Genomic DNA, 22,955 nt, shown 5'->3' on the forward strand with positions numbered 1-22,955 from the left:
CGGTTCCATTTTCGTTCCCTGTCCCCGAGAAACTCCCAACCTCAACCCCCCATCCTTGAAGGATATTCCCATGAAGATCTCGACATTCAAACGCGGTGCGATTGGCCTTGCCACCGGTCTTGCCATGACGGCGGCAGGCGCCGACAGCTTCACCTGGTCCTCCAATCTTGACGCCCTGTCAATGGACCCCCACTCCACCAACAACAGCTTTACCAACGCGTTCGTCAGCAATATCTATGAAGCGCTGGTCCGTTTCAACGACAAGCTGCAGATTGAGCCCGCCCTGGCCACTTCCTGGAAAGTCGTCAGCCCCACGGTCTGGCGTTTTACCCTGCGCCAGGGGATCAAGTTCCACAACGGCGAAAGCTTTGACGCCGACGATGTGGTGTTCTCATGGCAGCGCGTCAACACGCCGGGCTCGCTGGTCAAGGGCAACCTCAGCGATCTGAAAGATGTGCGCAAGGTCGATGCGTTTACCGTTGACGTGGAGACCAACGCCCCCCTGCCCACCCTGACCAACGAGCTGGTGCAGCTGCTGGTCGTGGACAAGGGCTGGGCCGAGCAAAACCGTGCGGTCGAAGCCAGCGATCTGGGCCGGCAAAAGGAAAACTTTGCCAACCGCAACGCCAACGGCACCGGGCCCTTCAAGCTGATTTCGCGCGAGGTCGACACGCGAACGGTGCTGGCGGCCAACGCCGGCTGGTGGGATAAACCCAAACACAACCTGACCCAGGTCATGTTCACCCCCATCAAGTCGGATGCAACCCGCACATCATCCCTGATCAGCGGCGGCATTGACGCAGCCATCAACGTGCCCTTGCAGGACGTGCAGCGCCTGAAGTCGGTTCCGACGCTGGATGTCGTGCAGGGCCCTGAACTGCGCACCATCTTCATGGGTATGGACCAGAGCCGCGACGAGTTGCTGTACAGCGACGTCAAAGGCAAAAATCCGTTCAAGGATCTGCGCGTGCGCAAAGCGGTTTACCAGGCCATCGATGTTGAAGCCCTCAAGCGCTCGGTCATGCGGGGGGCTTCCTGGCCAGCCGGCAACCTGTTGTCACCCTCTCTCAACGGCTCACCGGTGGCGCTGAACAAGCGTTTGCTGCCCTACAACCCGGAAGCCTCCAAGGCCCTGCTGGCCGAAGCGGGCTATCCCAACGGGTTCACGGTGGGCATGCAGTGCCCCAATGACCGTTATGTGTACGACGAAGCGCTTTGCCTGGCGATGTCCTCCATGCTGGCCAAGGTGGGCATCAAGACCAACATGATGATAGAGCCGACCGTCAAATGGAGCGTGCGCCTGAACTCCAATGATGTGTCGCTGTACATGGTGGGGCATGCCGGCCTGCCGATGGCCGATGTGTACGGTCTGCTCAAGGACGTGGTCGCCACCCGTACTGCCAAGGAAGGCTCGCTCAATGCGGGCAAGTACTCCAATCCGAAGTTCGACGCCTACCTGCCGCAAATTGCCAGCGAGATCGATCCGGCCAAGCGGGCCAGGCTGATTGAGGAGGCGGTGGCCATCGAGCGGGCCGATGTGTCCCATATTCCGCTGCACCAGCAGCCGGTGACCTGGGCGTCGCGCAAAGGCATTGCCATGGCGCAGGCGCCCGATAACCAGCTGCGCCTGTGGCTGGTACGTGTCAACGCGAAGTAAAGCAACAAGGTGCAAGATGGGTGCTTAAAACCATCTGCACCTCCTTGGGAGACAAACTGATGTTGCGCTTTCTTCTGGGTCGACTGGCCAACGGTGCCATCGTGATGGTGCTGGTGTCCATGCTGTCGTTTGCGCTGTTTAACTTCATAGGCGATCCGATCAGCAATCTGGTCGGTGAAAATGCCACGGTCAGCGAGCGCGATGCCATGCGCAAATCGCTGGGGCTGGACCAGCCTTTGCCGCTGCAGTACCTGAAATTTGTCGGGCGGGCGGTGCAGGGCGAGTTTGGCGTGTCCTACCGCAATATCGAGCCGGTCTCCCGGGTCATTGCCAGCCGGCTGCCAGCCACGCTGGAGCTGAGCCTGATTGCCGCCGTTCTGGCACTGGGTGTCGGCATTCCCATGGGCGTGTACGCAGGACTGCACCCGCGCTCACTGCTGACCCGGGGCCTGCAGGTCATTTCACTGATCGGCATCTCGGTACCGTCGTTTGTGACCGGCATCATCCTGATCCTGGTGTTTTCCATTTCCCTGAACTGGCTGCCGTCTTTTGGCCGTGGCGACACCGTGCTGCTGGGCGTCTGGAACACGGGGCTGCTGACTGTGTCGGGATGGAAATCCCTCGTCATGCCTGCCGTGACGCTGGCGTTGTTCCAGCTGACCCTTTTCATGCGTCTGACCCGCACGCAGATGATGGAGGTGCTGCGCAGCGAGTACATCAAGTTCGCACGGGCCCGGGGTTTGCGTGAGCGATCTATCAATTTCCGCCACGCCCTGAGAAACACCCTGATCCCCATCATCACCGTGGCCGGCTTGCAGCTGGGCTCGATGATTGCGTTTTCCATCATCACGGAAACGGTTTTCCAATGGCCGGGCCTGGGGCTGCTGATCATCCAGGCCATCAGCTTTGGCGATGTCCCCGTGATTGCGGCCTACCTGCTGCTGATCGCGCTGCTGTTTGTGCTGATCAACATGGTGGTGGATCTTTTGTATTTTGCGGTTGACCCGCGCCTGCGCGTACAACGCTGAGGAACACGACATGAAAACCATGATGCTGACCCTGCGCCGCTGGCGCCAATCCGATCTTGCGTGGAGTCTGGGCCGCTCGCCCGAAGCCTGGTTGTCCGCGCTGGTCCTTCTTGTGTACATCGGCATGGCGCTGCTGGCGCCGCTGCTGGCGCCGCAGAACCCGTTCGACCTGACCGCGCTGGACCTGATGGATGCGCGTCTGCCACCGGCCTGGAGCGAAGGCGGCCAATTGAAATACCTGCTTGGAACCGACGGCCAGGGGCGGGACATGGTGTCGGTGATGCTCTACGGCCTGCGCATGTCGCTGTTTGTCGGGATCGCTTCCACCCTGTTGTCGCTCGTAGCGGGCGTGACGCTGGGCCTGGTGGCCGGTTATGTCGGCGGCCGGCTGGACAACGTCATCATGCGCGCTGCCGACGTCCAGTTGAGCTTCCCGGCCATCCTGGTCGCCTTGCTGATCGACGGTCTGTCGCGCACGGTGCTGCCGCGTGCCGTGCACGAGCAGTTGTCACTGCTCATCGTGGTGGTGGCCATCGCGCTGGCCAACTGGGTGCAGTACGCCAGGACGGTGCGCAGTGTCACCATGATTGAAAAAGACAAGGACTACGTCAATGCGGTGCGGCTGATCGGCATGGGCCGGGCGCGCATCCTCTTTCGCCACGTGTTGCCCAACATCCTGAGCCCGGTGCTGGTCATTGCCACCTTGTCCATCGGCCTGGCGGTGTTGACCGAAGCGACGCTGAGCTTTCTGGGGCTGGGCGTGCCGGCGACCTCGCCGTCGCTGGGCACGCTGATCCGCCTGGGCAACGAGGTGCTGTTTTCCGGTGAGTGGTGGATCACGGTATTGCCGGGCCTGCTGCTGATCGGCCTGGTGCTCAGTGTCAACCTGTTCGGTGACTGGCTGCGCGATGCGCTCAATCCACGATTGAAATAACCATGACCATTTTCAATGCATCCACGGGGGCTGCGCCCCTGCTCTCTGTGCGCGGCCTGTGCGTGCAGATTCCGACGCGACACGGTGCGCTGACCGCGCTCGAAGATGTGAGCTTTGACATTGCCCGTGGAGAGATTCTCGGCTTCGTCGGCGAGTCGGGTGCCGGCAAATCGATCACCGGCATGGCGGTGCTGGGCTTGCTCGATCCGCCCGCCCACATCGCCGCCGGCGACATCGTTTTTGACGGCCAACCCATTCACAAGCTGCCTGCCGCCAGCATGCGCAAGCTGCGGGGCCGGCGCATAGGCGCTATTTTTCAGGACCCGTTGCTCAGCCTCAACCCCCTGCTGACGGTGGGCGACCAGCTCACGGAAACCATGCGCACCCACCTTCCCCTGAGTCGCGAGGAAGCGCGCGAGCGGGCCATCGAGTGGTTGCGCCAGGTGGGCATTCCTTCACCGGTCGAGCGCGTGGACGCTTACCCGCACCAGTTCTCGGGCGGCATGCGCCAGCGCATCGTGATTGCGCTGGCCCTGTGCGCAGAGCCCGATCTGGTAATTGCCGACGAGCCCACGACGGCGCTCGATGTCTCGGTGCAGGCGCAAGTGTTGGAGCTGCTGCGCACGCAATGCCGCGAGCGCGGCACGGCGGTCTTGTTGGTGACGCACGACATGGGTGTGATTTCTGAAAACGCCGACCGGGTTGCCGTCATGTACGCCGGGCACATTGTCGAGACCGGGCCCGTGGACCAGATCGTCAACCAGCCGCACCATCCCTACACGCGGGGGCTGATGGGCTCCATCCCGCCGGTCGATCGTGACACCGACTGGCTGCAGCAGATTGACGGGGCGATGCCCCGGCTGGCGTCGCGGCCGACAGGCTGTCCCTTTCATCCGCGCTGCAAGCATGCGACCGAGCAGTGCGTCATCACGAGGCCGTTGCCGCACCCGGAAGGCGAGGCGCTGGTAGCCTGTTGGCACCCCCAGCAGGGCATGGCCGTGGCAGGCGTAGCAGGAGTGGCAGCATGAGCATTCCCTACCTCAGTGTCAAAAACCTGTCACGCGAATTCAAGGCGCAGGGCCGCACGGTGCGCGCCGTGGACAACGTCAGTTTTGAGATTCCTGTCGGCACGACCTTCAGCCTGGTGGGCGAATCGGGCTGCGGCAAAACCACCTTGGCCCGTGTGATTGCCGGGCTGGACAAAGCCAGTGCGGGCTCCATGTTGTTCGGCGCACCGCTTGACGGCCGCGTGCATCGCACCCAGATGATTTTTCAGGACCCTTATGCCTCGCTGAATCCGCGCTGGCGTGTCGGTGATGCAATTGCCGAGCCGATCACCTTCCAGCATCTGCGCCTGCGTGCCGACGTGAAGCAGCGCGTGGAAGACCTGCTGGTTCGCGTGGGCTTGTCGGCGGCCGATACCGCCAAGTTTCCGCACGAATTTTCAGGCGGCCAGCGCCAGCGCGTTTCCATCGCGCGCGCGCTGGCGGGTGAGCCGAGTTTTCTGGTGTGCGACGAGCCCACGTCGGCGCTGGACGTGTCGGTGCAGGCGCAAATCCTGAACCTGCTCAAGCGCCTGGAAAAAGAAGAGGGCCTAACCAGCCTGTTCATCAGCCACAACCTGGCTGTGGTCCGTTTTGTCTCCTCCATGATCGGCGTGATGTACCTGGGTCGCCTGGTTGAAGTGGCTCCCACGGCCGAGTTGTTTGCCGCGCCGCGCCACCCGTACACGCAGCTGCTGCTGGAGGCTATTCCACGCATCGGCCAGGGTCGCCGCGCCGTGAGTCTTCCGGCGGGCGAGCTGCCCAGTCCGCTGGCGCCACCGCCAGGCTGTACTTTTCATCCGCGCTGCCCGGCGGCCATGGACATTTGCCGCCGCGAAGCACCCGCGCTGCGCACGCTGGACAACGGTGTCTTGGTGGCCTGCCACGCCGTCAGCAGCAGCGGCCAGCCCGTGCGTTTCATGCCGGGCGCGGCCCATCCCGCCTCTTCTTTTTCACTTGCCTGAGTTGCCCCCATGATTGAAAACATAGACCTTTTGATAGAGCATGGCACCGTCATCAGCATGGACGCGCAACGCCGCGTCATTGAAGACGGTGCCGTGGCGGTCAAGGCCGACCGCATTGTGGCCGTCGGCACGACGGCCGAATTGCGTGCCCGTTTCACGGCCACCAAAACCATCAACGCCTACCGCAAGGCCGTGCTGCCGGGCTTGATCGACAGCCACGCCCATGCCGGGCACGGCATGCTGCGCACCATGGGCGCGGGCAACACCAATGCCTGGTCGGACGCCTGCGCCGTGATTTACACCTCGGCGTCGGACGAGCAGTTCTGGCGCGCCGAGTCAGCCATGACCTCGCTGGAACGCCTCAAGGCGGGCGTGACGACGGGCGTGTCTTTGTTTGGCGGCGGCGACTCCATCATGCGGGTGGACGACCCCAAATACGCCAAGGCCCACTGCGATGCGGTGGAGCGCGCCGGCACCCGTTCGGTGGTGGCGGTGGGCCCCTCACGGCCCGCAGCCCCCACGCGCTATGTGGACTGGGCCACCGAGCCGCCAACGGCACGCGATATTGACGCGGCCACGATGCTGGAGGTCTGCAACAAGATCATTGACGAGAACCATGGCCGTGCGGAAGGCCGCCTGAATATTGCCATCACCCTGCCGGTGTTTGCGCCCATGCACGAGCCGGACCATGTCCTGCTGCGCGATGAGTTTCATCGCCAGGCCAGGGATTATTTCGGCCTGGCCAAGGCGCGCGGCCTGACCTTCACGCAGGACGGCCACCGCACCGGCACGCTGGCGCTGGCGCACCGTGAGCTGGGCTTGCTGGGCCCGACATCGTTCATGTCGCACAGCATTGACCTGACGGAAGAAGACATTGCGGTGACCCGGGACACCGACACCCGCATCGTGCACAACCCCAGTGCCATCATGTCGATACGCGGCCGCTGCCCGGTGCCCGAGCTGATTGATGCGGGCATCACCGTGGCGATTGGCTCCGATGGTTCCGCCCCGGATCGCGGCTACGACATGTTCCGCCACATGTCGCAGTGCATGCATTACCACCGCCGGCATTTTCGCGATGCCGGTGTGCTGCCGCATGGCAAGGTGCTGGAGATGGTGACGATTGATGCCGCGCGGGCGCTTTCCATGGACCATGAGATTGGCTCGCTGGAAGCCGGCAAGAAAGCCGACATCATCCTGGTGGACCTGTTCAAGCCCCATTTGATGCCGCTGAACATGCCGGTCTACCGCGTCACCTGCTTTGCCAACGCGGCCGATGTGAGCACCACCATCGTCAATGGCCGTATCCTGATGCAAGACCGCCAGGTGCTGACCGTCAACGAGAGCGAGATTCTGGAGGGCGTGAATGAAGCCGCTGAGCGCATGCTCGATCGCAGCGGGCTGCGCCACTTGACCGAGTCGCCCGCCCGCTTGTGGCGTGCCAGTCATTATTGAAGGATTAGCTATGCAAGACCTAGTGATACGGGGCGGCCGGCCCTGGGGCGGCCAGAGCGCCGACATTGCCGTGCGGAATGGCCGCATCGCTGCGATGGGCCCCGATCTCCCCGCCGCGCCGGGGGCAGACATTGTGGACGCCCGTGGCTGCCTGGTCATTCCTGGCTTGGTGGATGCGCACGCGCATATCGACAAGACACTCTGGGGCACGCCATGGCATCCGCACCAGGCTGGCCCCAGTCTGATGGACAAGATCGAAAACGAGCGGCAGGTCCTTGGCGCCCTCGGTCTGTCGCCCGAAGTCCAGAGCGCCCGGCTGCTCAGGCGCCTGATTGCTTGCGGGACCACCCATGTGCGGACCCATGTCGATGTGGGGCCCGACGTCGGGCTGGCGCACTTGCACGGGGTCCAGGCGATGCGCGACAAGCATCGCGACTGGATCGACATTGACATGGTGGCCTTCCCGCAAACGGGCGTGATGATCCGGCCCGGCACGCTCGACCTGCTGGAGCAGGCCGTGCGCGATGGCGCGCAAGTGATAGGCGGACTCGATCCCGTGGGTGTCGACCGCGACCCCAAAGGCCAGCTGGACGGGATCTTCGCCATTGCCGGCCGGTACGGTTGCGGCATCGACATTCACCTGCATGATCGCGGCGATCTGGGAGCGGTGACGATAGAAATGATTGCCGAACGTACCCGCAGCCTCGGCCTGGCCGGCAAGGTCGCGATCAGCCACGCGTTCTGCCTTGGCGGGGTGGAGCCTGCGCGCCTGGAGTCCCTCATCGCGCTGCTGCTGGAGAACGACATCGCGATCATGACCCACGCACCAGCGGGCCCCACACCCTTCCCGCCGATACGCCTGCTGCACGAGCGCGGTGTGCGGCTGTTCTCGGGTTCGGACGGCGTTCGCGATACCTGGAGTCCGCTCAACAACGGCGACATGCTCGAGCGCGCCTTCCTGCTGGCCTACCGCAGCGGATTCCGGGACGATCCAGGCATTGAAATCGCCCTGCGCATGGCGACTTATGGCGGCGCGCAGGTGATGGGCCTGGCGGACTATGGCCTGGCGGTTGGATCGGCCGCCGACCTGGTGCTGGTCGAGGCCGAAACGGCGGCCGAGGCCGTCGCCTACCATCCGGCGCGCCGGATGGTGCTCAAGCGCGGCCGCGTGGTCGCCCGTGATGGGCGCGCATTGCTGCCCGACAGCGAGTGAGCCGGCTAATCGAGCCATCCGCTTCTCTATTCATCTCCACATTCACGCCAACCTGAAAGGCCTCCGGTGTCAGCTCTTCTTCAATCCAAACGTCACGCCCTGATCCGCGCCTGCGCGCTCGCGATCATGACGGTGGTCCCGGCACTGGCCGGCCTGTCCCACGCGCAGTCTTGGCCAACTGCCCGCCCCATCACCCTGGTGGTGGGTTTCCCCGCCGGCGGCAGCGCCGACATGATTGCACGCACCATTGCCGAGCCGCTGGGCAAACGCCTGGGCACGCCGGTTGTGATTGAAAACGTCAGCGGCGCGGGCGGCACCATTGCGGGCCAGAAGGTGGTCAATGCCGCGCCGGACGGCTACACCCTGTTCATGGCATCGGGCAGCGAAGTGTCGATTGCCCGGCTGTTCAACCCCGCCGTCAAATACAACGGAGAAACCGACTTCACGCATATCGGGCTGGTGGGCGATGTGCCCATGGTGTTGGTGGCCAGCCCCAAAGCCGGGCTCAAGACCGCGCCCGAAGCCCTGCTCAAGGCCCAGCGTGAGCCAGGCTCACTGAGCTACGCCTCGTCCGGCGTGGGCACCGTGCTGCATGTGGCCGGGGAACTGTTGAACCAGAAAGCCGGGACCAAAATCACCCACGTACCTTACCGGGGTGCGGCCCAGATGGCGATCGACGTGACCGGCGGCAACATTGAACTGGCTTTTTTCATGACGCCGACCGCCTTGCCGCATATCGAGGCCGGCAAGATGGTGCCGCTTGGCGTGACCACGCTGAGCCGTTCCCGCGCGGCGCCGCAAATTCCGTCCCTGTCGGAAACCCCGGCGCTCAAGGGCTATGACATCAGCCTGTGGAACGGCTTGTTCGGCCCCGCCAAAATGCCACCTGCCATCACGGCCCGCCTGAACAAGGAGCTCAATGAGGTCTTGCGCGAGCCGGCCGTCTGGCAAAAACTCCAGAAGGCCGGGGTTGAGACCCAGGGCGGCACCCCGCAGGCGCTGACGCAGCGGATCCGCGACGAAGTCAAGCGCGTCCAGAGCATCGCGCCCGCCGCGATGAAAGCCAGCAGCTAACCAGCGTGGGGCGGGCGCGTGGAGAGAGTGAGCAGGCTCTAACGCACGGAGAGCCGCAACTGCACCGTCACCGCACTGCGGCCGCCGGTTTGCCCGCCCGATGTCAGGCCCGAGCTGCTGCCCGCCGACACGTCATCGGTCTCGGCTACCGTGACCCATTCACCCAGCGGCGCGAGCAGCGTGGTGCTGGTGGCGGCAGCCGACGGCAGCGAGCTTGTGGTTCGCGTCGTTTGTATCGCGGCCAGTTCGATCTCGGCGCTGTCGCCACCGCGCCAGACCGGGCGGGCCGCAAAGCCGCTGTTGGCTTCAATCCATACGGTGCCGGCGACGTAGCGCGTCATGCCGTTTTGCACCAAGGCCTGCACCAGCCTTAGCGGCGTGGCGTTGCCCAGGTTGATGTTGACCGGGCGGCCGTTGAGCGCCAGCACGCGCTGCACCAGGTCGCGCTGCTTGCTGCGCTGGTCGGCCTGCGCCGAGAGGTTGACGCTGCCGCCCGAATGGCCCGGCTGCAGGATCACGCCGCCCTGGGCGGCGATGGCCGTTTGGGACTGGCTGTCCTGGCGCAGCTGCCGCACTTCAATCTGCAGGTTGCGCAATGGCAAGGCCTCGTTATTTGCTATTGAATTGATAGCTGTTTGCGCATGTACGGTACCGGCTAGAGCCATAAAAGGCATCAAGCAAAGAGCCCAAAGACAGCTGGAGGTGTTGGCCATGTTGCGTTTTAGGGCGTTTTGGCCGGCGCGTCAACGGGGCGTTGCAAGGGCCTGGGCATCGCCGCCGAGCGCCTGGTACAGCGTCACGTGGTTGATGAGCCGGTTCAGCCGGTTTTCGGCCAGGGCGATCTCGGCGTTGCGGCGTTTTTCCTGCGCATCCAGCCAAGTCTTCAAGGCCACCGAGCCGGCGCGGTAGCGGATTTCATAGAGCTGCTCGGTCCTGCGTGCCGCGGCCAGCGACTGTTCCAGCAGCACCGCCTGCTCGCCCAGCTGCTGGCGTGCCGACAGCGCGTTGTCCACGTCACTAAGGGCGGTGTACAGCGTCTGGCGGAAATTGAGCACGGCTTCCTCGTACTGCGTTTCGGACACCTGGATGTCCAGCTTCATCTGGGTGCGCTGCAAAAACGGCAGGGTCAAGCCAAGCCCCAGGGCGGCCACCGGGTTTTGCAGCACCTGGGCCAGCGCCGTGCTGGAGGAGCCCAGGCTGCCCGTGAGCGTCAGGGCCGGGTAGTAGCTGGCGCGCGTTGCGTCCATGCTGGTGAAGGTCTTGCGCAGGCGCAGCTCGGCCGCGCGCAGGTCGGGGCGGCGGGCCAGCAGCTCGGTGGGCAGGCCGGCGTTGACCGGTGGCAATACCGTTTCGGGCAGGGTTTTCGGGTCGGCGTAGCGGGTGCCGGGCGGGCCGTCAAAGAGCAGGGCCAATGCCGTGGCGGCTTCCACCGCCTGCTGCTGCAACTGCGTCTGGCTGGCTTGCTGGCTGGCCAGGCTTTGCTGCGCTTCGGCGACTTCCAGACCCGAGACTGCGCCAGCGCGGTACTGCGCCTGCACCAGGTCATAGGTTTTTTGCGCGTAGGCAATGCTTTGCGCGCTCGACGCCAGCCGCTGGTTCAAGAACCCCAGCTGCCAGTAAAGCCGTGCCGTGGTGCCCGTCAGGGCCAGCGCCGTGCTGTCGCGGTCCTGCGCCGTGGCTTGGGCCTCCCACTGGGCCACATCGCGCTGGCTGCCCAGCTTGTTCCACAAATCGAGCTCGTAGCTGGCGCCCAGCGAGACGCTGTTGCTGCGCGTGGTGCTGGCGCCCGACTCGAGCCGGCGGCTGGCGCCCACGCTGGCACTGGCGCTGAACTGGGGGCCGAGCTTGCTGTCGGCCAGGCCGGCCTGCAGTTGGGCCCGGCGCACGCGAATGGCGGCGGCGGCCAGGTTGTTGTTGCGTTGCAGGGCCTGGTCCACCAGCCGGTTCAGCGCGGGGTCCTGAAAGTTGGTCCACCAGGGGTCGCTGCTGCCGGGGCTGCTGGTTGTATTGGCGCTGGCGTGCGTGTACTGGGCCGGTACGGTGGTGGCGGGGGCCTCGAAAGGCGGGTTGAACGAGGAGGCGCAGCCGCCAAGCAGCAGCGCCGCCGCCATGCAGGCCGAAAGGCGTCGTGTCGCGCGCCGGGTGCGTGTGGAGTGGTTCATGTCTTTCATCATTCCCGTGCCAGCGCGTCCACCGGGTCCAGCTGCGCCGCGTTGCTGGCCGGCAGGAAGCCGAAGATCACGCCAATCAGCGTCGAGCAGACAAAGGCCGCGACCATGGACAGCGTGGAGTAGACCAGCGTGAAACTGCTGCCGGTTGCCTCCAGCACCACGCCCGTGAGCAGCGACAGGCCAATACCCAGAATGCCGCCCAGCAAGCAGACCAGCACGGCTTCGATCAAAAACTGCTGGCGGATGTCGCTTTGCCGCGCGCCGACGGCCATGCGCACGCCAATCTCTTTCGTGCGCTCGGTCACTGACACCAGCATGATGTTCATCACGCCAATGCCGCCCACGATCAGCGAGATCAGCGCGATCGCCGAGATCAGCAGCGTCATGGTTTTCGTCGTGCTTTCAATCGTCTGGCGGATCGTGTCGGTGTTCAGCACATAAAAGTCCTGCACGCCGTGGCGCTGCTTGAGCAGGGTGTTGATGCCCTGCTCGGCCGCTTCGGTCGAGACCTCGTCGCTGACGCGCACCGTGATGCTGCGCAGGTGGTTCTGGCCGGTCACGCGGCGCATGACGGCGGTGTAGGGCACCCAGACGTTGAGCGCCTCCTGGTTGCCGAACGCCGACTCGCTCTTTTTGGCCACACCCACCACGCGGCAGGGCACGCTGCCCAGCAGGATGACCTGGCCGACGGGGTTGCGCGTGTCGGGAAACAGCTGCTTGCGCGTGTTGTCGTCAATCACCACTTCCTGGGCAATGGCGGCCACGCCGCCCTGGTCAAAGGTGCGGCCCATGGCCAGCTGCACGCCGCGCACCCGGAAATACTGCTCGCCCACGCCGTTGATGGTGCCGGTGACCGCGATGTTGCCGTAGCGCAAGGTGGCCGAGCTGTTGACCGTGGGCGTGACGCTGTCGACATAAGCCTGCTCTGCCAGCGCCTGGGCATCGCCGGGCACCAGCGTGCGCACGCGGGCGGCGCGCTGGTCCCCAAAACCGCTGCCCGAAAAAATCTCGATGGTGTTGGTGCCGATGGCGCTGATGTTTTTCAGGATTTGCAGGCGCGAGCCCTCGCCCAGCGCCACCACCGAGACTACCGAGGCGATGCCGATGATGATGCCCAGCATGGTCAGAAAGGTGCGCAGGCGGTGCGCATGCATGGCCAGCAGCGCCATGTGGAAAGCCTCGGTGAAACGGCCCCAGATCGCCTGCCAACTCTGTGCCCCCACGCTTGCCACTTCGTGTGCTGCACTGCCCCCCGAGGGGGCTGTTCCACCTTGGGGCGGCCCGGCGGTGGAACTGGCCCCCACGCTTTTCACTTCGTGTGCTGCGCTGGACGCACCACCGCGAGCCGCGGGCGTCAGCCCCTCGGGGGCTGAACTTGCTCGGGGCGGCCCTTCGCTGCGTTCGCTGACGGGCGGCGGCGCCAGCGCTGCGCTGGTGATGGCGGCGTCCGGGTCGCGTAGGCGGTCGGCCACGATCTCGCCGTCGCTGATTTCAATGATGCGGTCGGCGTGCCGGGCCACCTGCATGTCGTGCGTCACGATGATGATGGTGTGGCCCTCGGCATGCAGCTCTTCGAGGATCTTCATCACCTCGGCGCCGCTGTGGCTGTCGAGCGCGCCGGTGGGCTCGTCGGCCAGGATCACGTGGCCGCCGTTCATCAGCGCGCGTGCAATGCTCACGCGCTGCTGCTGGCCGCCCGAGAGCTGGCCCGGTTTGTGGTGCATGCGGTCGGCCAGCCCGAGCCGCGTCAGCAGCGCCGCCGCGCGCGCATGCCGGGCCTGCCGGGTGCGCCCGGCATAGACCGCCGGCACTTCCACATTGCCCAGGGCATGGAGGTCGGGCAGCAGGTGGTAGCGCTGGAAGATGAAGCCGAAATGTTCGCGGCGCAGCTCGGCGAGCTCGTCCACCGAGAGCTGGCCGGTCTCGCGGCCGGCCACGCGGTAAGAGCCGGTCGTCGGCCGGTCCAGGCAGCCCAGAATGTTCATGAGCGTGGACTTGCCCGAGCCCGAGGCCCCGACGATGGCCACCATTTCACCGGACTGGATCGTGAGGTCGACATCCTTCAGAACGGCGATGGTCTCGTCACCGGCCGGAAATTCCCGGCGCAGGGCCTTGAGCACCAGCAAGGGCGTGGCCTCCACGCCGGCAGCGGCTGCCGCTACGCTGCCCATGGCGTCTTCCGGGTTGGTGGCGCGGGCCATGCTCAGAACCTCATGCGCGGCATTTGCCGGCCGGTCTGCGGCTGGCTGCCGGCGGCGGGGGCCTCACCGGTAACCACTTTGTCGCCGACCGCCAGGCCTTCCAGAATCTGCGCGTTGACGTTGTTGTTGATGCCGACCTTGACCTGGCGCTCAAGCGCCTTGCCGTCCTCGCCGAGCACCCGCACGGTCGTCATGCCCTTGCGGCCGCGTTCACCGAGGGCGGCGGCGGGAATGGTGAGCACCTGCTTGGCCTCGTTCAGCACGATATAGACCTGCGCCGTCATCGAGATGCGCAGGCGGCCGTCGGTGTTGGGCACATCGAGCAGGCCGTTGTAGTAAATCGCCGACGCCGAACTGCTGGACGAGCTGGTGTCTTCCTTGGCGATCGAATCGGGCGCCGGCTCCATGGTGCGCAGCGTGGTGTAGTAGCGCTTCTCGGGCGCGCCCAGAATCGTGAAATACGCCTTTTGCCCGGTCCTGACGCGCACCACATCGGCTTCGGAGATCTGCGCCTTGACCGTGATGGTGTCGAGCAGCGCGAGCTTGATGATGGTGGGGGCGCTCTGGTTGGCGTTGACGGTCTGGCCTTCCTGCGTGACGATGGCCACCACCACGCCGTCCATGGGCGCGAGGATTTTGGTGTAGCCGAGGTTGACCTGCGCGGTATCGGCCGCAATCTTGGCCTGCGCAATCTGGGCTTCGGTGGCCCGGATTTCGGCGCGGGTGGTCTCCAGCTTGGCGTCGGCCTGCTCAAAACTCTCGCGCGAAATCGCGTCAAGCGCCAGCAGTTCCTGCTGGCGCCTGAACGCCAGCTCCGCCTGTTTCAGCGCGGCCTGTTTGGAAGCCAGCTGGGCGCGGGCGCTGTCCAGCGCGGCCTGGGTGTTGCGCAAGTCGTTTTGCTGCTTCATCGAGTCAATCTCGGCCACCAGCTGGCCTTTTTTGACGGCGTCGCCCAGCGCCACCTTGAGTGACCTGACCTGGCCCGAGGCCTGCGCGCCCACGCTGACCTGCTTGAACGCCTGCAGCGTGCCGGTGGCCAGCACCGACTGCTCCAAGTCGGACAGCGCTGCCGTGGCGGTGACGAATTCGGACTTTTTGGCGGACGGGAAAAAGTAGAGCTTGGCCGCCACAGCCACTGCCACTGTGAGGAGGAGGGCCAGCGCCATCGGGCCGTAGCGCCGGACTTGGGGGTTGAGTTTGAGCATGTGCAGAGCGGTTTCCAGGTTCAAGGGGCGTGCCGATTGTCCCAATGTCCTGACTTTACAAGCGACGCCGCACGGCTTCATCGTGCGCAGGCAAAGTGCAGGTAAAGATAGTTAAATCCGCACCGGCTGCGACCCTTGCAGGTCTTATTTTGCTATTAAATTAATAGCTGTTTGAGCATATTTTGCACGGGCTGAAGGCCTAAAAGGCTTGAATTTCTGGCTTCAAACGACGGGTCAGGTCGTGTTGCGGCTCAAATGCCCCAGCGGCAGCGCGCTGCTGGCCTTGACCTCGCCGAGCGAAAAGCTGGTGTGCAGGTCTTTCACATAGGGCAGGTTGATCAGGTTCTGCAGCGCAAATTTGCTGAAAGCCTCCAGGTCCTGCGCCACCACCTGCAGCTCGAAGGTGCCGGTGCCGCTGATGTAGTGGCAGGAGACGATTTCCGGCAGCTTCTTGATGGCCTCTTCGAGCAGGCGCGTGGCATCGCCGGTGTTGCGCTCGGCATCCAGCCGCACGAAGGCCAGCACGCCCAGCCCGATTTTGTGGCGGTTGATTTCAGCCCGGTAGCCGGTGATGAAGCCCGACTCTTCCAGCGCCCGCACGCGCCGCCAGCAAGGCGCCGCCGACAGGCCCACGCGCGAAGCCAGTTCGGCGTTGGTCAGGCGCGCTTCGGTTTGCAGCTCTTTCAGGATGGCGATGTCAAACTTGTCAAGTGTTTCCATTTTTGATAATTATAAGCAATATCCTTTCTTTTAACGCCTTTAATCAGGCATAAAAAGCAAAGACATATCAGGCGACCGGGCATACACTTTCCAGTTGATTAGAGGCCGCTCCCTACTCCGCTAGGGTCGCGTTTTGCGCTGCTTGCCCGGCGGCATGACAAACAATCTGGAGACCCACGAACATGAACGCCCCGCTACCCGAGCACATCCGCAAAGCGCTGGAAAGCGTCACGCTGGACGACAAGTATTCATTGGGCCACGGCCGCGCCTTCATGAGCGGCGTGCAGGCGCTGGTGCGTCTGCCCATGCTGCAGCGCACGCGTGACGCCATCGCCGGGCTCAACACGGCGGGTTTCGTCAGCGGCTACCGCGGCTCGCCGCTGGGCGGCTACGACCAGGCGCTGGCGGCGGCCAAGAAGCACCTGGCGGCGCAGAACATCGTGTTCCAGCCCGGCGTCAATGAAGAGTTGGGCGCCACCGCGGTCTGGGGCACGCAGCAGCTGGACCTGTATCCGCAAAGCAAAAAATTCGACGGCGTGTTCGGCATCTGGTACGGCAAGGGCCCGGGCGTGGACCGCTGCTCCGACGTGTTCAAGCACGCCAACATGGCCGGCACCGCCAGGCACGGCGGTGTGATCGCGATCGCCGGCGACGACCACATCTCCAAGAGCAGCACGGCAGCGCACCAGAGCGACCACATCTTCAAGGCCTGCGGCCTGCCGGTATTTTTTCCCTCCAGCGTGCAGGACATCCTCGACATGGGGCTGCACGCGTTTGCGATGAGCCGTTTCTCGGGCGTCTGGTCCGGCATGAAGACGATCCAGGAGGTGGTGGAGTCTTCCAGCTCGGTCTCAATCGAGCCGGACCGCGTCAAGATCATCCTGCCCGAAGACTTCCAGATGCCTGCGGGCGGCCTGCACATCCGCTGGCCCGACCCCCCGCTGGAGCAGGAGGCGCGGCTGATGGACTACAAGTGGTATGCCGCGCTGGCCTACATCCGTGCCAACAAGCTGAACTACAACGTGATCGCCGGCCCCAAGGATCGTTTCGGCCTGATCGCCAGCGGCAAGGCCTTCAACGACACGCGCCAGGCGCTGAACGACCTGGGCCTGGACGACGACACCTGCCGCCAGTTGGGCATCCGCCTGCACAAGGTCAATGTGGTGTGGCCGCTGGAGGCCACCATCACGCGCGACTTCGCCCAAGGGCTGCAGGAGATCCTGGTGGTCGAGGAAAAACGCCAGGTCATCGAGTACCAGCTCAAGGAAGAGCTGTACAACTGGCGCGCCGACGTACGCCCCCATGTGCTGGGCAAGTTTGACGAGCCCGAGGGCGACTCGTCGGGCGGCGAATGGTCGATGCCCAATCCCAGCGACAACTGGCTGCTGCGCGCCAAGGCCGACCTGACGCCGGCCATCATCGCCAAGGCGATTGCCAAGCGCCTGAAAAAACTGGGTGTGTCCAGCGACATTGCGGCGCGCATGGATGCCCGTCTGACGATCATCGAGGCGCGCGAGCGTGCCCTGGCCGAGGTCAAGGCCGACACCGGCGAGCGCGCCCCCTGGTTTTGCAGCGGCTGCCCGCACAACACCAGCACGCGCGTACCCGAAGGTTCACGCGCCGTGGCCGGCATCGGCTGCCATTACATGGCCACCTGGATGGACCGCAGCACCAGCACCTTCACCCAGATGGGCGGCGAGGGCGTGCCCTGGGTCGGCCAGGCGCCCTTCACGACCGACCAGCATGTCTTTGCCAACCTGGGCGACGGCACCTATTTCCACAGCGGCCTGCTGGCGATCCGCCAGAGCATTGCCGCCGGCGTCAACATCACCTACAAGGTTCTGTACAACGATGCGGTGGCCATGACCGGCGGCCAGCAGGTCGGCGAGCGGCCCGAGGGGCATTCGGTGCTGCAGATCGCCAACAGCCTGCGGGCCGAGGGCGTGGTCAAGATGGTCGTGGTCACCGACGAGCCCGAAAAGTACAGCGGCCGCACGGCCGTCAGCCCGGCCCGCGCAGGCCACCCCGAGCTGGTCATGGCGCTGCCGCCCGGCGTGACCGTGCACCACCGCGACGAGCTGGACCGCATCCAGCGCGAGTTCCGCGAACTCAAGGGCACCAGCATCATCATCTACGACCAGACCTGCGCCACCGAAAAGCGCCGCCGCCGCAAGCGCGGCAGCATGGTGGACCCGGCCAAGCGCGTGGTGATCAACGAGCTGGTCTGTGAGGGCTGCGGCGACTGCTCGGTGCAGAGCAACTGCCTGTCGGTCGAGCCGCTGGAAACCGAGTTTGGCCGCAAGCGCCGCATCAACCAGAGCAGCTGCAACAAGGATTACTCCTGCGTCAAGGGCTTCTGCCCGAGCTTTGTCACGGTCGAAGGCGGCCAGCTGAAGAAGCCCAAGAAGGAGAAAAAGGGTGACCTGTCGACCCTGCCGGGGATTCCCGAGCCCGTGCTGCCGGTGGCCGAGAGCGCCTGGGGCATTGTGGTCGGTGGCGTGGGCGGCACCGGCGTCATCACCATCGGTCAGTTGCTGGGCATGGCGGCCCACATCGAGGGCAAGGGCGTGGTGACGCAGGATGCCGGCGGCCTGGCGCAAAAAGGCGGCGCGACCTGGAGTCATATCCAGATCGCCAACCGGCCCGAGGCCATCTACACCACCAAGGTCGATACCGCCAAGGCCGACCTCGTGATCGGCTGCGACGCCATCGTGGCGGCCAACAAGTACACGCTGGCGGTGATGCAGCCCGGCCGCACCTATGTGGCGCTGAACTCGCACGGCACGCCAACGGCGGCGTTTGTCGCCAACCCCGACTGGCAGTTCCCGGGCGGCAACTGCGAAAGCGCCGTCAGCGCCGCAGTGGGCGCCGGGCTGATCGGCACTTTTGACGCCGAGCAGGTGGCGGTGCAGATGCTGGGCGACTCGATCTACACCAACCCGCTGATGCTGGGCTTTGCCTGGCAAAAAGGCCGGGTGCCGTTGTCGCACGCCGCGCTGATGCGCGCCATCGAACTCAACGGCGTGCAGGTGGACAACAACAAGGCGGCTTTCGAATGGGGCCGGCGCTGCGCGCACGACCTGGCCGCGGTGCAGGCGTTGTTCAAGACCGCGCAGGTGATCGAGTTCGTCAAGAAGCCCTCGCTGGCCGAAATGGTCGGCAAACGCGTCGAATTCCTGAGCGGCTACCAGAATGCCGCCTACGCGCAGACCTACCAGGCCTTTGTCGACAAGGTGCGTGCCGTGGAAGCGCCGCTGGGCAAAACCACGCTGACCGAAGCCGTGGCCCGTTACCTGTTCAAGCTGATGGCTTACAAGGACGAGTACGAGGTGGCGCGGCTGCACACCGACAAGGCGTTCACCGACAAGATCGCCGGCATGTTCGAGGGCGAGTACAAGCTGGTGCACCACCTGGCGCCGCCGCTGACGGCGAAGAAAAACGACAAGGGCGAGTTGATCAAGCAGCCGTTTGGCCCCTGGATACGCACCGCGTTTGGCGTGCTGGCCAGACTCAAGGGCCTGCGCGGCACGCCGCTGGACGTGTTTGGCCGCAGTGCCGAACGGAAAATGGAGCGGGCGCTGATTGAAGACTACCGGGCCAGCATCGAGACCGTGCTCAAAAGCCTCGACCTCGGCAAGCACGCCGCTGCCGTGGAAATTGCCCGCATTCCGGAGCTCATCAAGGGCTATGGCCACATCAAGGAGCGCAATGTTGAAACGGCCAGGCTGCAATGGGCCGGCCTGATGCAGGCGTTCGAGCCGGCCGGCGCCCGCCGTCCGCAAAAAGTGGCCTGAAACTTGCCGAAACCTGGCCATCGGTGACGGTGGCCGGTTTTTTGGGGGGACGGGGGCTGATCAAAGGTATCCTTCCGGGGGCCTTGAAAACAGGGCAAACCCCACAAATTACAAGGACTTGGCGCTACCTGCCCGCATACAATCATGGTCTTTGTGCTCTGGCTGTAGTGGCCGGAGCGCCTGTCACTGTCCATTCAATTGTTGTGGAGTTTGCCGTGTTTATTTCTTCTGCTTTTGCCCAGACTGCCCCTGCCGCCGCTCCCGGGGGCGACATGCTGTCGTCGTTGACCGGCATGCTGCCGCTGGTGTTGATGTTCGTGGTGCTGTATTTCGTGATGATCCGTCCCCAGATGAAGAAGCAGAAAGAGCACCGCACCATGGTTGACGCGCTGGCCAAAGGCGACGAAGTCGCAACCGCCGGTGGCCTGCTCGGCAAGGTCACCAAGCTGGGCGATGTCTACCTGACGCTCGAGTTGGCCCCCGGTGTTGAAGTGCAGCTGCAGCGCAGCGCCATCATCCAGGTGCTGCCCAAGGGCGCCATCAACTCGGCCAAGTAAAGAAAGCGGGCCACCTCCCGCCCGTTCAGGGCCTGGCCTGCCTGCCTTCTCGTTTATCAGTCCACCAGGAACAGTAGTCTCATGAATCGTTATCCGGCCTGGAAATACGCGATCATTGTGGTCGCGTTGTTGATTGCAGCCCTGTACACGCTGCCCAACTTCTTTGGGGAAGCGCCGGCGGTGCAGGTCTCCAGCAGCAAATCCACCGTCAAGGTCGACAGCACGACCGTGACCCGGATTGAGCAGACCCTCAAGGAAGCCGGCCTCGTGGCCGAACTCATCACCTTCGATGGCAATTCGGTCAAGGCCCGTTTTGGCGACACCGAGACGCAGCTCAAGGCCAAGGATGCCGTTCAAAAAGCGCTGAGCCCGGATCCGGCCGATCCGGCTTATGTGGTGGCGCTGAATCTGCTGTCGCGCTCGCCGGCCTGGCTGTCCTCGCTGAACGCCGCGCCCATGTACCTGGGCCTGGACCTGCGCGGGGGCGTGCACTTCATGCTGCAGGTGGACATGCAGGCCGCGCTGACCAAAAAGGCCGAGTCGCTGGCCGGTGACATCCGCCTGTCGCTGCGCGAGAAAAACATCCGCCACAGCGGTATCAACCGCAGTGGACAGGCCATCGAGATCAAGTTCCGTGACAGCCAGACCCTGGATGCCGCCAAGGCGCTGGTGCAGGACCAGTTTGCCGACCTGCAAACCGTGGATGCGCCGGACGGCATCGAATACCGGATGACGGCCACCATCAAGCCCGAGGCCGCCCGCCGCGTGCAGGAGCAGGCCCTCAAGCAGAACATGGTCACGCTGCACAACCGCATCAACGAGCTGGGTGTGGCCGAGCCGGTGATCCAGCAGCAGGGGATTGACCGGATTGTGGTGCAGCTGCCCGGCGTGCAGGACACGGCCAAGGCCAAGGACATCCTGGGCCGCACGGCCACGCTGGAAATGCGCCTGGTGGACGACAGCGCCGAGGCCAGAGCCGCCGCAAACAACACCGGCGCCGTGCCGTTTGGCGCCGAGCGTTATCTGGAGCGCAACGGCCAGGCCGTGATCGTGAAAAAGCAGGTGATCCTGACCGGCGACAGCCTGACCGATGCCCAGCCCGGCTTTGACTCGCAGAACCAGCAACCCAAGGTGGACCTGACGGTGGACGCCAAGGGCGGGCGCATCATGCGCGACACCAGCCGTGAAAACATCAAGAAACGCATGGCGATCCTGCTGTTTGAAAAAGGCAAGGGCGAAGTCCTGACCGCGCCGGTGATTCAAAGCGAGCTCGGCAACCGCTTCCAGATTTCGGGCTCCATGAGCGTGAGCGAAGCCAACGACCTGGCCCTGCTGCTGCGCGCCGGATCGCTCGCCGCGCCCATGGAAATCATTGAAGAGCGCACCATAGGCCCCAGCCTGGGCGCCGACAACATCGCCAAGGGCTTTCGAAGCGTGGCCTGGGGTTTTGTGGTGATCGTGGCCTTCATGGCGGTGTACTACATGCTGTTCGGCCTGTTCTCGGGTGTGGCGCTGGCCGTCAACCTGCTGTTGCTGGTGGCGGTGCTGTCCATGCTGCAGGCGACCCTGACCCTGCCCGGCATGGCCGCGATGGCGCTGGCACTGGGCATGGCCATCGATTCGAACGTGCTGATCAACGAGCGCGTGCGTGAAGAGCTTCGCAACGGCGCGTCGCCCCAGGCCGCCATCCACACCGGCTATGAGCGTGCCTGGGCCACCATTTTGGACTCGAACATCACCACGCTGATTGCCGGCGTGGCGCTGCTGGCCTTCGGCTCCGGGCCGGTGCGGGGCTTTGCGGTGGTCCACTGTATCGGCATCCTGACCAGCATGTTCTCGGCCGTGCTCTTCTCGCGCGGGCTCGTCAACTTCTGGTACGGACGGCAGAAGAAACTCAAGTCAGTCTCGATTGGCACCGTCTGGCGTGCCGAGCCGGACAGCAAATCCATTGCATCCACGAACTGAAACAGGAAACAGGCAAATGGAATTTTTCAAGATCCGTAAAGACATTCCGTTCATGCGGCACGCCCTGATCTTCAATGTGATCTCGTTCGTGACCTTTGCGCTGGCGGTATTTTTCCTGTTTTCGCGGGGCCTGCATCTGTCGGTGGAGTTCACCGGCGGCACGCTCATGGAGGTGAGTTACTCCAAGCCGGCCGATGTAGAAAAGATTCGCAGCACGATTGCAAGGCTGGGCCTGACCGATGTGCAGGTGCAGAATTTTGGCACCGCGCGCGATGTGATGATCCGTTTGCCGGCCAAGAAGGGCGTGAGCACGGCGCAGCAAAGCGAGCAGGTGATGGCGGCGCTGAAGGCCGCGGACAGCGAGGTCGGTTTGCGCCGTACCGAGTTTGTCGGTCCGCAGGTGGGTGAAGAGCTGGCCCACGACGGCCTCAAGGCGCTGGCCATGGTGGTGTTCGGCATCATGATTTACTTGGCCATCCGCTTTGAGTGGAAATACGCCGTGTCCGCCATCATCGCCAATTTGCATGACGTGATCATCATTCTGGGATTTTTCGCGTTTTTCCAGTGGGAGTTTTCACTCTCGGTGCTGGCGGCCGTGCTGGCCGTGCTGGGGTACTCGGTCAACGAATCGGTGGTGATTTTTGACCGTATCCGCGAGAACTTTCGCCGCTACCGCAAGATGAACACGGTGCAGATCATCAACAACGCGATCACCTCCACCATCAGCCGCACCATCATCACGCACGGCGCTACCCAGATGATGGTGCTGTCCATGCTGCTGTTTGGCGGGCCCACCCTGTTTTACTTCGCATTGGCCCTGACCATTGGTATCCTGTTCGGCATCTATTCGTCGGTGTTTGTGGCCGCTGCCATTGCCATGTGGCTGGGCATCAAGCGGGAAGACCTGATCAAGGCCACGGCGAAAAAAGATGAAGATCCGAATGACCCCAATGCCGGGGCCAGGGTGTAAGCT

At 64.1% G+C, this 22,955-nt stretch carries 17 protein-coding genes; 12 read left to right on the plus strand and 5 right to left on the minus strand.

From position 1 onward, the window contains the following. The first annotated feature begins 70 nt into the window (after nucleotides 1-70). The 8 genes from V6M61_RS13860 (at nucleotide 71) to V6M61_RS13895 (ending at nucleotide 9,369) form a co-directional block, all read left to right on the plus strand. The gene (locus V6M61_RS13860; protein ID WP_332777162.1) at nucleotides 71-1,657 is read left to right on the plus strand and encodes an ABC transporter substrate-binding protein; all 1,587 of its coding nucleotides are present in this window, start codon (nucleotides 71-73) and stop codon (nucleotides 1,655-1,657) included. 59 nt (nucleotides 1,658-1,716) lie between these two features. Further along, nucleotides 1,717-2,685, plus strand: coding sequence for an ABC transporter permease (locus V6M61_RS13865; RefSeq protein ID WP_332777163.1), 969 nt, complete (start codon nucleotides 1,717-1,719; stop codon nucleotides 2,683-2,685). 19 nt (nucleotides 2,686-2,704) lie between these two features. After that, the gene (locus tag V6M61_RS13870; RefSeq protein ID WP_332777240.1) at nucleotides 2,705-3,619 is read left to right on the plus strand and encodes an ABC transporter permease; all 915 of its coding nucleotides are present in this window, start codon (nucleotides 2,705-2,707) and stop codon (nucleotides 3,617-3,619) included. Nucleotides 3,620-3,621: 2 nt separating this feature from the next. Then, nucleotides 3,622-4,647 carry an ABC transporter ATP-binding protein gene (locus V6M61_RS13875; RefSeq protein WP_332777164.1) on the plus strand — a complete coding sequence of 342 codons (1,026 nt, stop codon included), beginning with the start codon at nucleotides 3,622-3,624 and terminating at the stop codon, nucleotides 4,645-4,647. Further along, complete coding sequence (locus V6M61_RS13880; protein ID WP_332777165.1) at nucleotides 4,644-5,627, plus strand: ABC transporter ATP-binding protein; 984 nt, start codon at nucleotides 4,644-4,646, stop codon at nucleotides 5,625-5,627. Before V6M61_RS13875 ends, V6M61_RS13880 begins: the two co-directional genes overlap by 4 nt. A 9-nt stretch (nucleotides 5,628-5,636) precedes the next feature. Continuing rightward, nucleotides 5,637-7,082, plus strand: coding sequence for an amidohydrolase family protein (locus V6M61_RS13885; RefSeq protein WP_332777166.1), 1,446 nt, complete (start codon nucleotides 5,637-5,639; stop codon nucleotides 7,080-7,082). 10 nt (nucleotides 7,083-7,092) lie between these two features. Next, nucleotides 7,093-8,295, plus strand: coding sequence for an amidohydrolase family protein (locus V6M61_RS13890; RefSeq protein WP_332777167.1), 1,203 nt, complete (start codon nucleotides 7,093-7,095; stop codon nucleotides 8,293-8,295). Between the two features lie 66 nt (nucleotides 8,296-8,361). Continuing rightward, entirely contained in the window at nucleotides 8,362-9,369 is a 1,008-nt protein-coding gene (locus V6M61_RS13895; RefSeq protein WP_332777168.1) for a Bug family tripartite tricarboxylate transporter substrate binding protein, read from the plus strand. A 38-nt stretch (nucleotides 9,370-9,407) separates the two neighbouring features. Here V6M61_RS13895 and V6M61_RS13900 read toward each other — a convergent pair whose 3' ends face one another. From V6M61_RS13900 to V6M61_RS13920, 5 genes are all read right to left on the minus strand, one after another. Next, nucleotides 9,408-10,034 carry a hypothetical protein gene (locus V6M61_RS13900; protein ID WP_332777169.1) on the minus strand — a complete coding sequence of 209 codons (627 nt, stop codon included), beginning with the start codon at nucleotides 10,032-10,034 and terminating at the stop codon, nucleotides 9,408-9,410. A 78-nt stretch (nucleotides 10,035-10,112) separates the two neighbouring features. Further along, complete coding sequence (locus V6M61_RS13905) at nucleotides 10,113-11,531, minus strand: efflux transporter outer membrane subunit (protein ID WP_332777170.1); 1,419 nt, start codon at nucleotides 11,529-11,531, stop codon at nucleotides 10,113-10,115. Between the two features lie 8 nt (nucleotides 11,532-11,539). Further along, on the minus strand, nucleotides 11,540-13,711 hold the full coding sequence (locus tag V6M61_RS13910) for a MacB family efflux pump subunit (RefSeq protein ID WP_332777241.1): 2,172 nt from the start codon (nucleotides 13,709-13,711) through the stop codon (nucleotides 11,540-11,542). A 32-nt stretch (nucleotides 13,712-13,743) separates the two neighbouring features. Beyond that, on the minus strand, nucleotides 13,744-14,946 hold the full coding sequence (locus tag V6M61_RS13915) for an efflux RND transporter periplasmic adaptor subunit (protein ID WP_332777171.1): 1,203 nt from the start codon (nucleotides 14,944-14,946) through the stop codon (nucleotides 13,744-13,746). A 234-nt stretch (nucleotides 14,947-15,180) separates the two neighbouring features. Next, a complete protein-coding gene (locus tag V6M61_RS13920; RefSeq protein WP_332777172.1) occupies nucleotides 15,181-15,666 on the minus strand; it encodes an Lrp/AsnC family transcriptional regulator in 486 nt (161 codons plus the stop codon). A gap of 182 nt (nucleotides 15,667-15,848) precedes the next feature. On the opposite strand from V6M61_RS13920, the gene V6M61_RS13925 reads away from it, so the two are divergent. The 4 genes from V6M61_RS13925 (at nucleotide 15,849) to secF (ending at nucleotide 22,952) form a co-directional block, all read left to right on the plus strand. Further along, nucleotides 15,849-19,460: an indolepyruvate ferredoxin oxidoreductase family protein gene (locus V6M61_RS13925; RefSeq protein WP_332777173.1), complete on the plus strand. Its 3,612-nt coding sequence runs from the start codon at nucleotides 15,849-15,851 to the stop codon at nucleotides 19,458-19,460. Between the two features lie 215 nt (nucleotides 19,461-19,675). Next, entirely contained in the window at nucleotides 19,676-20,017 is a 342-nt protein-coding gene (gene yajC / locus V6M61_RS13930) for a preprotein translocase subunit YajC (protein ID WP_332777174.1), read from the plus strand. A gap of 81 nt (nucleotides 20,018-20,098) precedes the next feature. After that, nucleotides 20,099-21,982 carry a protein translocase subunit SecD gene (secD, locus tag V6M61_RS13935; protein WP_332777175.1) on the plus strand — a complete coding sequence of 628 codons (1,884 nt, stop codon included), beginning with the start codon at nucleotides 20,099-20,101 and terminating at the stop codon, nucleotides 21,980-21,982. Nucleotides 21,983-21,998: 16 nt separating this feature from the next. Beyond that, nucleotides 21,999-22,952, plus strand: coding sequence for a protein translocase subunit SecF (gene secF / locus V6M61_RS13940; RefSeq protein ID WP_332777176.1), 954 nt, complete (start codon nucleotides 21,999-22,001; stop codon nucleotides 22,950-22,952). The last annotated feature ends 3 nt before the right edge of the window (nucleotides 22,953-22,955 follow it).

It is taken from the genome of Polaromonas sp. (assembly GCF_036676035.1).
Lineage (GTDB): Bacteria > Pseudomonadota > Gammaproteobacteria > Burkholderiales > Burkholderiaceae_C > Polaromonas.

Excerpts from the sequence above, each read along its gene's own strand:
- V6M61_RS13890 (WP_332777167.1), top strand. The coding sequence starts at position 7,093 with ATGCAAGACCTAGTGATACGGGGCGGCCGGCCCTGGGGCGGCCAGAGC.
- V6M61_RS13920 (WP_332777172.1), bottom strand. The coding sequence starts at position 15,666 with ATGGAAACACTTGACAAGTTTGACATCGCCATCCTGAAAGAGCTGCAA.
- V6M61_RS13875 (WP_332777164.1), top strand. The coding sequence starts at position 3,622 with ATGACCATTTTCAATGCATCCACGGGGGCTGCGCCCCTGCTCTCTGTG.
- V6M61_RS13900 (WP_332777169.1), bottom strand. The coding sequence starts at position 10,034 with ATGGCTCTAGCCGGTACCGTACATGCGCAAACAGCTATCAATTCAATA.
- V6M61_RS13910 (WP_332777241.1), bottom strand. The coding sequence starts at position 13,711 with ATGGGCAGCGTAGCGGCAGCCGCTGCCGGCGTGGAGGCCACGCCCTTG.
- secF (WP_332777176.1), top strand. The coding sequence starts at position 21,999 with ATGGAATTTTTCAAGATCCGTAAAGACATTCCGTTCATGCGGCACGCC.
- V6M61_RS13915 (WP_332777171.1), bottom strand. The coding sequence starts at position 14,946 with ATGCTCAAACTCAACCCCCAAGTCCGGCGCTACGGCCCGATGGCGCTG.
- V6M61_RS13925 (WP_332777173.1), top strand. The coding sequence starts at position 15,849 with ATGAACGCCCCGCTACCCGAGCACATCCGCAAAGCGCTGGAAAGCGTC.
- V6M61_RS13860 (WP_332777162.1), top strand. The coding sequence starts at position 71 with ATGAAGATCTCGACATTCAAACGCGGTGCGATTGGCCTTGCCACCGGT.
- secD (WP_332777175.1), top strand. The coding sequence starts at position 20,099 with ATGAATCGTTATCCGGCCTGGAAATACGCGATCATTGTGGTCGCGTTG.
- V6M61_RS13865 (WP_332777163.1), top strand. The coding sequence starts at position 1,717 with ATGTTGCGCTTTCTTCTGGGTCGACTGGCCAACGGTGCCATCGTGATG.
- V6M61_RS13885 (WP_332777166.1), top strand. The coding sequence starts at position 5,637 with ATGATTGAAAACATAGACCTTTTGATAGAGCATGGCACCGTCATCAGC.
- V6M61_RS13905 (WP_332777170.1), bottom strand. The coding sequence starts at position 11,531 with ATGAACCACTCCACACGCACCCGGCGCGCGACACGACGCCTTTCGGCC.
- V6M61_RS13880 (WP_332777165.1), top strand. The coding sequence starts at position 4,644 with ATGAGCATTCCCTACCTCAGTGTCAAAAACCTGTCACGCGAATTCAAG.
- V6M61_RS13870 (WP_332777240.1), top strand. The coding sequence starts at position 2,705 with ATGATGCTGACCCTGCGCCGCTGGCGCCAATCCGATCTTGCGTGGAGT.